This window comes from Paenibacillus sp. oral taxon 786 str. D14, assembly GCF_000159955.1.
Classification (GTDB): Bacteria; Bacillota; Bacilli; order Paenibacillales; family Paenibacillaceae; genus Fontibacillus; species Fontibacillus phoenicis.
In genome coordinates this window covers 83,144-95,624 of record NZ_GG695973.1, presented here as the reverse complement: position 1 = coordinate 95,624, position 12,481 = coordinate 83,144, and the positions used below count along the sequence as shown (strand labels likewise).

Genomic DNA, 12,481 nt, shown 5'->3' with positions numbered 1-12,481 from the left:
TTTATTTGACCGGTTGTTCGGAGTTCCGTATAATGTGTAAAAATATAGGAGACCGCAAAGGAGGGAGATCCCATGACGAAGGAACCCACGATTCGTTCCGTGATCAACCATCAGCTGGAAAGGAAAGGATATTCCTTGCACAGCTTTTCTCGCCGTTCGGGAATCAATCGGGGGACGCTCAGCGCCATCTTGAATGGAAATCCCCCTAAACCGATCTCTATCGGGCAGTTGGACCTGATCACCGAAGCGCTCGAACAGCCGATCGGGTCGTATTACCCTTTATATGTGGAGGAATGTATTGATTCAGACCATCCCAACCGACGAAGGTTAAAAGCGTTTCTGCATCGCTGCGCGGAGATTGGCGAATTGGATTGCATCGAGCAGGTGTTGTCCCGCCTGACTGAGGACTTATCCTATCTTCCGATGATTTTTGATATGGGGGAGGAGCTTTACGAAGAAGGCCGCCGCGACGCCGCAAGGCTCTTCTACCAATCGGTCTGCGAATACGAGAAATACCAGCATTCGGAACGGCTGGCGATCAGCCAATACCGCCTGTTCCGGATGAATTTGGGGGAAGACGCAGAATCCAACCTGCGGACCGCCACCTGGTTCGAGCCCTACCGCAACCGGCTCCCCGAGGATCTTCAGCTCGATGGGCTGCTGCAATTAGCGAACACCTATTACTCGCTGCAAAAATGGACTTACGTCGTAAGATTTGCCGAGGAGCTGCAAACGCTGGCCCGGCGAATCTATGAAACGAGCTGGAAGGCGTCCTCCGCCCATCAGGATAGGGAGCTGCGCTGCGAGCGGCATCTGGTGGTTTACTTTGGCCAAGGGTATTTGCTGAAAGGCGCGGCATTGGAGCATCTGGGCAGGTATGAGGAAGCGCTGAAGTGTGTAGCCGAATACGCGGATTTGAGCTGGTTTGAAGGCCTTGATGAGACGGGCTTAAAAGAAGTGGAGAAATTTAAGGTCTGGGCCAAAGCGAACCGCTACAATCTGGAGATTTTAAATGGGAATGAAACGATTCTTCCGGAATATATCCAGATGCTTAAAGAGCATCCGCATGAAGTGCTGCCCAGTCTGAGAATCATTGTCGAAGCCGCCAATATTAACGGTTTTGTGATCGACGACGTATTAAAAGTGTTTCCGGTGAATACGGATTTATATAGCCTTTATCCCAATCACTATGTTTCCGCTGTAAATAAAGACCGGTTCTTGGACCTAAACTATCAGCTGGCGATTTATCTGCTGCGAAAACAGGAGATCGAGGAAGGCTTGGAGAAGTTGATTTACGCGCTCAAATATGCGGTTTCTCTGAATAACAAGGAACTTTTTATGAAAATGGTCCCGCTATTTGAGCAGCATCGAAGCTTCGCGACGCAAGAGCAACTCCAGCAGTACGAATCTTTGATGGGGGAGGTGTTGAAGGTTGCGGAAGTGGGCAATGATGTTCGCTCTGATCATTAGTTTAGGTACGGGAGTATTCGGCAGCATCAGTCACAACAGCCCTATTACAGCTTACGAGAACGGGGTAGGGGGCTAATAAGGCACAACAACATAAGGTCCAGTTTTGCTAGGACATAGCCGATTCATCCGGGGCAACCCGAATCGATGGATTGGCTTTTTTTTGATAGTTTTCCGAGTCCGGACATGAGATAATGGTAGTAAATTGACTCCAAAAGAAGGTGTGAATCTGAACATGCAGCAGTTAAGTGAATCTCGTCCGAACCCGGGAAGCCCCGAGGTGGTCACCTTTGGCGAAAGCATGGCTTTATTGATCGCGGAAGGGGGCAAAGGGCTCGAATATGCAAGCGCTCTCTCTCCATCGTTTGGGGGAGCGGAGTCCAATGTAGCGATCGGATTGGCACGGCTGGGCCAAACTTCCGGATGGTGCGGCCGCCTGGGGGACGATCCGTTTGGCCGGCGTATCCTGAAGGCGATCCGCGGCGAAGGCGTTGACGTATCCCGTGCGATGTTGACGGATGAAGCCCCTACGGGCATGATGGTACGGGAGAACGTGGCGGGCAAAAGCTCGGTCTATTACTACCGCAAGTTATCTGCGGCCAGCTTCATGCGACCGGAGCATCTGGACGAATCGTACATCGCCGGAGCCAAGGTCCTGCATCTGACGGGCATTACGCCGGCGCTTAGCGCTTCTTGCGTGGAAACGGCCCATGCGGCGGTGGATATCGCCAAGCGGCATGGGGTGAAGGTGAGCTTCGATCCGAACTTGCGATTGAAGCTGTGGAGCATTGAGGACGCGCGTAAGGTTTTGCTGCCGCTGGCGATGAAAGCGGATTATTTCCTGCCGGGACTGGATGAGTTAAAGCTGTTGTACGAGACAAATTCGATGGATACGATCATCGGCAAGCTGCAGGAGTTGTCTGCGATCAGTATCATCAAAGGCGGAGACGACTGCACCTACGTGCTGGAGCAAGGGCAGCTGAACCCGGTGCCGTATTTTAAAGTGGAACAGGTGATTGATACGGTGGGAGCGGGCGACGGATTTTGCGCCGGATTTCTGGCTGGAGTCGTACGCGGGTACAGCATGATTGAGGCCGTTCGCCTGGGGAATCTGGTTGGCGCTCAGGTCATTCAGGCTGTTGGTGACTGGGAAGGGTTGCCAAGTGCGGCGGAGATTGAACGTCTCTTGTCCGGCAAAGGGCATGTGGAGCGGTAAAGGGCTGGATCCTTTGCTGTGAACGGTTGTCGTTTGGGCTTTAATGTTAACGTGATCATTTTCTTAGGTAATGATAAAACCGCGGGAGCCTCGTCTCCGGCGGTTTTGCTTACTTATGGGGCGAACCCCTCCTGACTAAGAAATACTTGATGATCGGGAAAAACTTGCAGCAGGCGCTCATACACGATTCGGTAGGCGTCCGGTGAATACCAGGATTCGAGGCCCAGCTGTTCATAGATCGAGCGGATGCCCAGCCTCAGCGAATGAGAGTAGTGGGACAGGAATCCGGTCCCTATATTAAGCAGTGTCTTGGGCGTCATATAGGCGGCAGCTACCCGCGGGTGGCCGTTGGGATTCACCGCCCGCCTCCGCCTAAAGCGGCATGTTCCAGCTCCAGCAGCCGCATCTTCATCTCCAGGCCGCCGCGGTAGCCGGTAAGCGCCCCGTTCTTGCCGATCACGCGATGGCATGGAATCGTGATAAGCAGCGGATTCGCCCCAATCGCCGTGCCTACTGCACGGACGGCAGCGGGTTTACCGATCGACTCAGCAATGTCGGAGTAAGAGCGGGTTTGCCCGAACGGAATCGAGCATAACGCCTGCCAGACGTCTTGCTGGAACGGAGTTCCGTGCAAGTCGAAAGGGAGGGTAAAACGTTGGAGTTCACCGCGAAAATAGGCCGCCAGCTCGGAAGCATAGGGAGCCAGCCGGCGGTCATCTTGCGCAAGCAGACGGCCGGGGAAACGTTGGCCCGCCCAGGCGGTCAGCTCCTCAAAAGAACCGCCGGATGAGCCAACGAACGCCAGGCCTTGTTCGGTAGCGGCGAGATATAGGCTCCAAGCAGGTTCCTGGAGCTGTGACCAGTATAACGGCGGGGACTGAACGATTGTCATGGAGCTTACACCTCCGTTTGCATTTTGCGGTATTCGTTAGGCGTGATGCCGGTGATTTTCTTGAACAGGGTGATCAAATAGGCGGCGCTGCCAATCCCCACTTCTTGGGCGATCTCAGCAACGGTCCGCTGCGATTCAGATTCAGCCAAAGCGTGCTTCGCCTCATCGATTCGCCGTCGCACCAGGTATTCCGTTGGCGTCATTCGCATGACCCGTTTGAACGTTCGTTGCAGATGGTACGGGCTGCCGTGGCACGCTTCAGCCAACGTCTCCAGGGTGAGCTTGTCTTGGTAGTGGCGGTTGATATAGTCCGCGATCTGTTCGACCCATTCCTGATCTGGCAACCGCTGTCCTTCCGGCTTGCAGCGTTTGCAGGGGCGGAAATGGGCAGCACGCGCTTGCTCCGCAGTAGCAAAGACGAGAACGTTCTCCCGCTTAGGCGGCCTTGATTTACAGGACGGGCGGCAGAAGATGCCCGTGCTGACCACCGCGTAGAAGAATTGGCCGTCCTGTGCAGCATCATTGGCGAGAATCGCTTGCCACTGGGCATCGTTTGCGGTCTGGTAAGTCCGGGACCCGGTATGGATTGTCATGGCTTCACCCCCAGCCCTAGTATACCTTGACCAAGATCACGGCGCCACGGGAAGCGAAAGGAAAAGCAAGATTACGAAATGCCCCATCATAGAAAAAGCCTGCCAATAAGGCAGGCGAAATTCGATGATATTACCGCGCCATCCATCCTCCATCAACGCAAAGGATATGGCCGTTCATATAGTCTGAGGCGGCGGAGGCGAGGAAGACGGCCGGCCCTTTTAGATCCTCCGGCGTTCCCCAACGCCCGGCAGGAATCCGATCCGTGATCGAAGCCCTCCGGTTCTCGTCGGCCCGGATTTGCGCGGTATTGTCCGTTACCATGTAGCCGGGTGCGATGCCATTCACCTGTACGCCATAGGAAGCCCATTCGTTGGCGAATGCCTTCGTTAAGCCGGCGACCCCATGCTTGCTGGCCGTATAGCCGGGCACGTTGATCCCGCCTTGGTAGGAGAGCATCGAGCAGATATTAATGATTTTGCCGCTGCCGCGTTCAATCATATGGCGTCCGGCGATCTGCGAGAGCAAGAACACGGTGTTCAAGTTCAGTTGGATGACGTCGATCCAATCCTTTTCGCTGTGATCCTTCGCTGGTGTCCGGCGGATAATCCCGGCGTTGTTTACCAGAATGTCGACCGCCCCCGTTAATTGGAGCGCTTCATCAAAGGTTTCCTGCAGCTTGTCATGCTCGCTGAGGTCGACAACGATTTCCGTCGTTTTCCGGCCTAAGGCTGTAATTTGGCTGACCGTTTCAGCACTGCTGGTGCGAGAGACGCATACGACGTCGGCCCCGGCTTCGGCCAGTCCGACCGCAATCCCCTGGCCCAGTCCGCCGGAGGCTCCGGTGACGAGGGCAGTTTTGCCCGTTAAATCAAATAATTTCATAAGTGTACGATCCTCCCATCAATCCGCTTTCGTTTATTTGGTTGCGTATTCGATCGTTACGCCGGCACGTTCATACGGTAGTGCAGACTCTGCGGGTAGGCCCCGATCGGTGAGGATACGCGAGATCTCGCTCAGCGAGGCGAAGGTGCGGAGCGCCGTCTGCCCGAACTTTTGATGGTTTAAGACGGCGATCGCCTCGCGGGACGTTTCGATCAAAGCCCGCTTGAAGTCGATCAAATCACCGGTATAAATCGACAGTCCGTGTTCCGGATGGATGCCGGTTGCCGAGATAAAGGCTTTCTGGATATTCAACTGACGCACGTACGCCGCCGATTCGGGACCGGCCAGCATGTTGCGGACGCGGTAGCCTCCGGGGACGACCAGACGAATCTGGTCTTTGGCTGCCAGCTCGCTGATGATATACACGTCGTTCGTGACAACGGTAAGCGGGCGATTCTCTAACCGCCGGGCGATCTCCAGCGTTGTGCTGCCCCCGTCCAGTGCGAGGATATCACCCTCTTGAATGTGATTGAGGGCGAGGCGGGCGATGTCCCTTTTCTCCTCCGCATGCTTGGTCAGCGGCTCTTTGGACGGCAAAATGCCGTACTGGTCGCTTTGGGCGAGCATTGCTCCGCCGTGTACGCGCACCAGCAGCCCTTGCTCCTCCAGCTTGGCGAGATCCTCCCGGATCGTCTTGCCGGTCACGCCCAAGCTTTCGCTTAATTCTGCCACCGTCACTTCCTTTTGCGTCAGTAGAACCTCCATAATTTTTTCATAACGTCGAATTGGATTCATGCAAGCTTTCACTCTTTCTTATCTCAAGTCTTTCATCGGAACGGCGTCCATGTCCGCATAAGCTTTGTTGTCGCCGGCCATGCCCCAAATAAACGTATAATTGCTGGTTCCTACCCCGCTGTGAATCGACCAGCTCGGCGAGATGACAGCTTGCTCGTTACGCACAACGATATGCCGGGTTTCGTTGGGCTCGCCCATCAGGTGAAAGACGACAGCGTCCTCTGCCAGATCGAAGTACATATAAGCCTCCATCCGGCGCGGATGGACATGGGCAGGCATCGTATTCCACATGTTGCCGGTCTTGAGCTGAGTCATCCCCATCACGAGTTGGGAGCTTTGAATGCCGTTCTCGTGGATGAACCGGTGAATCGTGCGCTCATTGGAATTTTCGATCGAACCAAGCGCTCCGGATTCCGCTTCCGCCAGCGTTGTTTTTGCCGTAGGGAATTCCTTGTGGGCCGGTGCCGAATTCAAATAGAACTTCGCTGGCTTCGAGGCATCCTTGCTTCGGAAAATCACTTCACGCGAACCCTTGCCGACGTACAAGCAATCCTTGTTGTTCAGCTCGTATTCCGTTCCGTCGACAATAATGGATCCTGGTCCGCCAACATTAATGGCTCCAAGCTCGCGCCGTTCGAGGAAGTAGGAGACGCCTAGCTCCTTGAGATCCGTTTCCAGTTTGACATCCTGCTGCACCGGAGCCGCGCCGCCGATAATCAGCCGGTCTTCGTGCGTGAGCACCAGCTCCAATCGATCCGGCGTAAACAAGGTAGGAATGTGGAATTCCTTGCGTAAACGGTCGGTATCAAATTGCTTGACCTCTTGGGGATGCGAAGCGTAACGACGTTCCATGTAAAATCTCTCCTTTACACGTTCATTTTGGTGTATAATGTTCATATACGTTCAGATTAATCCATTTAGGTTCATTTGGCAAGAGGGCACACCATATTGCACCATCTAGGATGAAGATGCCGGAATTCGGAAATTTACCGTAGGAAATCGTGGATTCACCGGCTTTAGCAGCTGAGGGAACCATGGTAGGATGTGGGGGAAGGGGTACGTTTTGATGAGTCTGTATCAAGCTCGAATGAAGACAATCGTCCGAAAAGCCGCAGCAACCGCCTGGCGGCAGCCGCTTCTGGACAGCGGACTGTGGTTTCATGGCGATATCCGGGACAACTATTATTACGCCTCCTATTTATTTGCTGCCGCCGTAGATCCGGACGAAACGCCGCCGTTTGATCGGACGGAAGGCCGGCGGCTGGCGGAGCGGGTGCTGCTGCGCGTGCTTCAGCTGCAGGACCAGGAGACGTCCAGCCCGACATATGGACACTGGCCGCTCGGATTGGATCCGACACCGGAGCGGGCCAAGCCGCATGTGCTCCCGGTCGAGCTCATGGGCAGCTTGATGGCGTATTTCATGCACTGCTATGGGGAAGAGCTGAGCCCGGAGTTGGCCGCCCGCTTCGAGGACGCGTTGTCGCATGTCTATCGCAGCGGCTTCTATCGCAAACCTTTACGGGAATACAACCATCATGAGGCGAAGTATACGGCCGCGAAGCTGATCTTGGGGCAGCGTTACGGAGATGCGACATTGTTCGCGGACGGCAGGGAATGCTTACGGCAAACGTTGGCCCGTTTACGGCTTAAGGGTATGGCCGAATACGGCGCGTTGCCGTGGTTTTGGCACTGGGTTCAGGCGTTCACCTGCGCTTGGGCGCTGATGGGCGATGCGGAGGTAAAGGCCGAGCTGTCTGAGATGTTAAATCATCTATGGACCCTTCGGGCCACCTATTATTTCAAGGGATCATGGGTTGGTGCCCATGCCCGCGGTTGGCTGCATGATGCGCCGCGGGATGCGAACGTGCTGCACGATTATGTGCAATTCGGCGATTTCGAGCTGCCGGAAGCGATGCCGCGCACCGAGTATGCCGGGCTTCTATTCTATGAAGCTCCTGCGTCAGCTCGGCTGCGGGCATTGGAGCGAAGTAAGCCTGCCGAGTCCAAGGCGGCCATCCTCAAGGAGATCGGCGGCGTCAAGCAGCGGCTGCATTCCTATGCCTATCTGACCAACCACTTCGCGGCAGGTGGGCTGTGGGAGAGAGTCGAGGAATTCGACAATGAGCAGCTACGTTGGCTGTACAGCTTGCCGGTCCGCGGGGAGAAAGGAAATCAGCTGTATTTTTTCCATCCCGGCAAAGGGTATGATCTTAGCGGCTACGACCCGCGCCATCAGAGCGAATGGACGGAAGTGTTGTATTATCACAACGTCGTGGTGGCGGTCTACCCGCTGCCGGAGGGTGTGCCTGGGCAGGTCAATGGCGTGCTTCCGGAAGGAGAATGGCGATTTACAGCGAATGGTATATTCGGAAAGGTTGAAGAGACGTTTTTTGCCGTATATGTGTCGAGTGATTATCAGGTGCGGGAGCGGGACGGCTATCTCCAGGTCGAGGCGGAAGGCCGCTACGTTGGTGTTGTGGTGGAAGCGATGGGCCTTCCGGAAGCAGGCGAGCGGGGAATCGCGGGTCTAGACGATTTCGTATTAACTATGAAGTCCCACGCCCCACGCTTCACAGCCGACGATAGGACCGGTCGGATCGATGCCTCCTATACCACCTATGCCGAGGGAGTCCAGCTTACTCTAAGCGTCAAAGGTCCCGGGCTTCCAGGGGATCGATGGGTAAACGGCGAGCGTGTGGATTTGGAGTCGTATTCTTTTTCATTGTAAGGGGCAAAAAGTACAACGATTAGGAGAAAGAGGGTTAGGGAATGAAGAAGCTGCAGCTTGTGCAAAAAATCGTACAGGAAGGCGTTGTCGCCGTCCTGCGCGGAGAAACCCCGGAGGAAGTCGTACAAATGGCCGAGCAGGCCATTGCCGGCGGGATTAAGGTCATCGAAGTGACGATGACGGTTCCGTTTGCTTTGCGGGCGATCGAGGAATTGGCGCGTAAATACAGCTGGGACGCCCAGGACGAATCCCGTTATGCGATCATCGGCGTGGGCACGGTGCTGGATCCCGAAACGGCGCGGGCTGCGATCTTAAGCGGCGCTCAGTTCGTCGTTGGGCCTTCCTTGAATCGTGACACGGTGATGCTGTGTAACCGGTACCGGATCCCGGTCATGCCTGGATGTATGACGATCAAGGAAATCCAGGAGGCGCTGGAGCTGGGGGCGGACATCGTGAAGCTGTTCCCGGGCAATTTGTACGACCCGTCGATGATCAAGGCGATCAAAGGGCCGTTGCCGCAGGCAAATATTATGCCAACCGGCGGGGTCTCGCTGGCGAACCTCGGCGAATGGATCCAAGCGGGCGCGGTCGCTGTGGGGATCGGCTCGGATTTGACAAACGAAGCGGTGAAACGCAACGATCTGTCGTTGATCGCCCAGAAAGCCGCTGCTTATAAAGCGGAGTATCTGAAGGCCAAAGGATGATCCTAATCAATACACGTTGATCATAAAAATATCGTCGAGGAGGGATTCGCGTGGATCTTGGATTGAGAGGGAAACGGGCAATCATTACCGGCGGCAGCAAAGGCATTGGGCTGGCAACCGCCCTCACGTTGGCTGCGGAAGGCGCCCAGGTCGCCATCGTGGCGCGGAACGAAGGGCCGCTGCAGGAAGCGGCTGCAGCCATCCGCGAGAAGACGGGGACGGAACCGCTTGTCCTTGTCGCCGACGTCACTTCGGGCGATGACGCCCGCCGGGTTGTCGAGCAGGCGGCCAAGCATTTTGGCGGACTCGATATTCTCGTAAATAATGCAGGCACCTCGGCGGCGGCCCCGTTTGAGAAGGTGGAGGCCGAAGCTTGGGGCGCGGACTTGGACCTGAAGCTGCTTGGCGCGGTGAATTTCTCCCGGGCAGCGCTCCCCCATCTGCGTAAAGCGGGGGGCGGAGCGATTCTGAACGTCACTGCCATAGGCGGCAAAACACCTGGGGCTTCCTCATTGCCAACATCGGTCAGCCGGGCAGCGGGGTTGGCGTTAACGAAGGCGATGAGCAAGGATTTGGCGGCCGACCGAATCCGCGTGAACGCGGTGTGCATCGGGCTTGTCCGCAGCGACCAAATCGAACGGAAATGGCGTCAAACCGCGCCCGAGCTCACTTGGGAGCAATTTGCAACGGATCCTCGCCATGGCATCCCGCTAGGCCGAATCGGTCAGGCGGAGGAGGCGGCGAAGGTCATCGCCTTCCTGGTGTCCGAAGCGGCGTCATATGTGACGGGCACAGCGGTCAACATCGACGGCGGTACGTCGGCGGTGTTGTAATACTCGGCGGGGTGGAACCCGCCGGATGAAAAAAGGCGGATCGCCGGTGAGTCGGCGGTCAGCCTTTTTTTACAGGCATGATGCTGCGATTCATTTGGAACAGCCTCATCACGGGAATCCGCTTCATGACCTCTGTTCCCACGGCGCTTCCCATTGAGCCCAGCAGCACGCTGGCGGTCGCCAGCTTGATCAGGTAGTACAACCCGATTTCCGGTGATCAGATCCAGAATAATGAAATTACGAATCGTTGTTGATGCCCGGATCGACACAAAAATAAAGGGTTGTTGTATTCGCTCAGCCATCGTTCTCCCCATTCCTCTCCATCATCGCTGTTCAACAACGATATGGGGTGCAGAGATTGGACTATTCGCAAAAAAAAGAAACCCCGAACTTGATCTGGTCGGGGTTTCTTGGCGTTTCGTTTTGGCTTAGTGCCGGTGTCCGGTTAGTCGAGCCGATACGGCTTTAGATCCAGCGGCAACGCTGCCGGCGGGGTGCAAGTGCTCTGCATTTCATAGTAGCTTCCCGCATCGGAAGCATCGTGGAAGCCCCACATGGCCTCAAGCACATGGTAGGCAAGCTCGCCGGTGGCGCGGTGCGGACGCCCGTGCAGTAAAGCGCTGGCCATATCGGCCGGGCCGATGCCGCGGCTGTTCTCGGCGTAGCCGGGCAGGAGCGGCACCTCGGTCCAGGCTTCCTCGCCGATCCGGCGGAGCTTCACCGGGCCGCCAAAGGAGTTAGGATCGGGAACGAGCAAGGTGCCTTCCGTCCCGTGGATTTCGATCGGCGGTAACGTACTGCCGCCAAAAATATCAAAGCTGGTCGTGAGCGTAGCAATAGCGCCTTGCGCAAACTCCAGCGTGCCCGTGACATGGGTCGGGACTTCGACCTGAATCTTTTGCCCGTACTTTTTCTCGCTGGTGATTGTGCGCTGCTCCAGCGCTTTGCCGGTCATACCGGCGATCCGCTTAATAGGACCCAGCAGCTGGATGAGTGCGGTCAAATAGTAGGGGCCCATATCAAACATCGGGCCGCCGCCTTTGGCGTAATAAAATTCCGGGTCCGGATGCCAAAACTCATGGCCGCGGCTCATCATAAACGCCGCTGCCGAGACCGGCCGGCCGATCGCCCCGTCCTGGATGAGCTTCAGTGCCGTTTGGATTCCGGCACCAAAGAACGTTTCCGGCGCGCTGCCAACCATCAGCTCGCGCTCGCGGGCCGCTGCGAGAACGGCCAAGCCTTCCTCGCGGGTCACAGCCAGCGGCTTCTCCACGTATACATGTTTGCCGGCTTCCAGCGCTTTCAGGCAAACCTCGGCATGGGCCGCCGGAATCGTCAGATTTATCACGATCTGGATGTCAGGATCCTGCAGCAGCTCGTCGACCGTGCAAGCACGGGGGACGTTATATTGCTTGGCCTGCTCCTGCGCCCGGTTCAGGTCGAGATCGGCGCAGGCTACGAGTTCGAGCGCCTCGAACTTTGCGCAATTTTCCATGTAGATACCGCTGATTTTGCCGCAGCCGATAATTCCTACTTTGATTTTGTCCATTATTGGCTGTCCCCCATGCCCGTATAATTGCTGTGACTCAGCGCATTTTCACCTAGAGACTCGACGGCAAGCCGTTTGCCTTCCGCCGCCCACAGCATCCCGCGGGTCATCATTTCCTTCACCGGAGGCAGGTCGACGATGTCGGCGTGATGTCCCAGCGAGTTATAGTACACTCGTCCAACCCCCCAGCGTTTGGTCCAGACAACCGGCATATCCACCGGCTTATTCAGGCGATGAGGCCCGTCAACGACCGGGAAGCGGGTGGTGGCCAGCACTTCAACGGCAGGATCGACATGCAGGTAATACTGCTCCGTTTTGACGTAAAAGTCTTCGATCCCCTCCACCAGCGGGCTGGAATTGGCGATAATCTCTACCTTGTACTCGACTCCGTCATTACCCGGATGGGCCACCCATTGTCCGCCGGTCATAAATTGCCAATCGACATTGTTGCGGAACGAATCACACATCCCTCCGTGGCAGCCAGCCAATCCGGTTCCGGCCTGTACCGCCGCGGATACGTTATTAACCAACTCTTGAGCGATCGTTCCCATCGTCCACACCGGGACAATCAGATCAAGACCCAGGAGCTTTTCTGCATCGGCAAAAGCCTCCAGCGTATCGGAGACCTCCACCTCAAAGGCGTGCTCTCGCAAAACGCCAGCGAAGATGCCAGCAACCTGCTCCGGCTCATGTCCGTCCCAGCCGCCCCAGACGATTAATGCTTTTTTCATTTCTCGATTCCTTCTCTCCTGATAAATTGTTTAAAAAGCTAACGGACACCAGAGACGTTATCGACTTACGCTTGTACATCTGCGAATTCT

Annotated in this window: 13 protein-coding genes and 1 pseudogene; 5 read left to right on the top strand and 9 right to left on the bottom strand. The window is 56.0% G+C overall.

Annotated features, from left to right (window positions below):
* Nucleotides 1-72: 72 nt before the first annotated feature.
* Together POTG_RS07255 and POTG_RS07250 are read left to right on the top strand one after the other, a co-directional pair.
* On the top strand, nucleotides 73-1,470 hold the full coding sequence (locus POTG_RS07255) for a helix-turn-helix domain-containing protein (RefSeq protein ID WP_009224175.1): 1,398 nt from the start codon (nucleotides 73-75) through the stop codon (nucleotides 1,468-1,470).
* Nucleotides 1,471-1,702: 232 nt separating this feature from the next.
* Nucleotides 1,703-2,683: a sugar kinase gene (locus tag POTG_RS07250; RefSeq protein ID WP_036644624.1), complete on the top strand. Its 981-nt coding sequence runs from the start codon at nucleotides 1,703-1,705 to the stop codon at nucleotides 2,681-2,683.
* 113 nt (nucleotides 2,684-2,796) lie between these two features.
* On the opposite strand, the pseudogene POTG_RS24675 reads toward POTG_RS07250, so the two are convergent.
* The 6 genes and pseudogenes from POTG_RS24675 to kduI form a co-directional block, all read right to left on the bottom strand.
* A pseudogene (locus POTG_RS24675) lies at nucleotides 2,797-2,940 on the bottom strand (radical SAM protein); the annotation flags it as partial.
* A gap of 98 nt (nucleotides 2,941-3,038) precedes the next feature.
* A complete protein-coding gene (locus POTG_RS07240) occupies nucleotides 3,039-3,575 on the bottom strand; it encodes a methylated-DNA--[protein]-cysteine S-methyltransferase (protein WP_009224172.1) in 537 nt (178 codons plus the stop codon).
* Nucleotides 3,576-3,580: 5 nt separating this feature from the next.
* Complete coding sequence (locus POTG_RS07235; RefSeq protein WP_009224171.1) at nucleotides 3,581-4,168, bottom strand: bifunctional transcriptional activator/DNA repair enzyme AdaA; 588 nt, start codon at nucleotides 4,166-4,168, stop codon at nucleotides 3,581-3,583.
* Between the two features lie 130 nt (nucleotides 4,169-4,298).
* Nucleotides 4,299-5,051, bottom strand: coding sequence for a 2-dehydro-3-deoxy-D-gluconate 5-dehydrogenase KduD (gene kduD / locus POTG_RS07230; RefSeq protein ID WP_009224170.1), 753 nt, complete (start codon nucleotides 5,049-5,051; stop codon nucleotides 4,299-4,301).
* A 33-nt stretch (nucleotides 5,052-5,084) separates the two neighbouring features.
* On the bottom strand, nucleotides 5,085-5,846 hold the full coding sequence (locus tag POTG_RS07225) for a DeoR/GlpR family DNA-binding transcription regulator (RefSeq protein ID WP_036644623.1): 762 nt from the start codon (nucleotides 5,844-5,846) through the stop codon (nucleotides 5,085-5,087).
* An 18-nt stretch (nucleotides 5,847-5,864) separates the two neighbouring features.
* Nucleotides 5,865-6,698 (bottom strand): 5-dehydro-4-deoxy-D-glucuronate isomerase, encoded by an 834-nt coding sequence (gene kduI, locus POTG_RS07220; protein WP_036644622.1) that lies wholly within the window; start codon nucleotides 6,696-6,698, stop codon nucleotides 5,865-5,867.
* A 214-nt stretch (nucleotides 6,699-6,912) separates the two neighbouring features.
* Between kduI and POTG_RS07215 the strand changes: the two genes are divergently transcribed.
* Genes POTG_RS07215 through POTG_RS07205 form a run of 3 tightly spaced genes read left to right on the top strand, consistent with a single transcriptional unit; the run spans nucleotide 6,913 to nucleotide 10,111 of the window.
* A complete protein-coding gene (locus POTG_RS07215) occupies nucleotides 6,913-8,574 on the top strand; it encodes a hypothetical protein (RefSeq protein ID WP_036644621.1) in 1,662 nt (553 codons plus the stop codon).
* 41 nt (nucleotides 8,575-8,615) lie between these two features.
* Entirely contained in the window at nucleotides 8,616-9,278 is a 663-nt protein-coding gene (locus tag POTG_RS07210; RefSeq protein WP_009224166.1) for a bifunctional 2-keto-4-hydroxyglutarate aldolase/2-keto-3-deoxy-6-phosphogluconate aldolase, read from the top strand.
* Nucleotides 9,279-9,328: 50 nt separating this feature from the next.
* Nucleotides 9,329-10,111: an SDR family NAD(P)-dependent oxidoreductase gene (locus tag POTG_RS07205; protein ID WP_009224165.1), complete on the top strand. Its 783-nt coding sequence runs from the start codon at nucleotides 9,329-9,331 to the stop codon at nucleotides 10,109-10,111.
* A 58-nt stretch (nucleotides 10,112-10,169) separates the two neighbouring features.
* Here the strand turns inward: POTG_RS07205 and POTG_RS24670 are convergent, their stop codons facing one another.
* The 3 genes from POTG_RS24670 to POTG_RS07195 form a co-directional block, all read right to left on the bottom strand.
* Nucleotides 10,170-10,313 carry a hypothetical protein gene (locus tag POTG_RS24670; RefSeq protein ID WP_009224164.1) on the bottom strand — a complete coding sequence of 48 codons (144 nt, stop codon included), beginning with the start codon at nucleotides 10,311-10,313 and terminating at the stop codon, nucleotides 10,170-10,172.
* A gap of 243 nt (nucleotides 10,314-10,556) precedes the next feature.
* The gene (locus tag POTG_RS07200) at nucleotides 10,557-11,660 is read right to left on the bottom strand and encodes a Gfo/Idh/MocA family protein (RefSeq protein ID WP_009224163.1); all 1,104 of its coding nucleotides are present in this window, start codon (nucleotides 11,658-11,660) and stop codon (nucleotides 10,557-10,559) included.
* Nucleotides 11,660-12,391 carry a ThuA domain-containing protein gene (locus POTG_RS07195; protein WP_009224162.1) on the bottom strand — a complete coding sequence of 244 codons (732 nt, stop codon included), beginning with the start codon at nucleotides 12,389-12,391 and terminating at the stop codon, nucleotides 11,660-11,662. Before POTG_RS07195 ends, POTG_RS07200 begins: the two co-directional genes overlap by 1 nt.
* Between the last annotated feature and the right edge of the window lie 90 nt (nucleotides 12,392-12,481).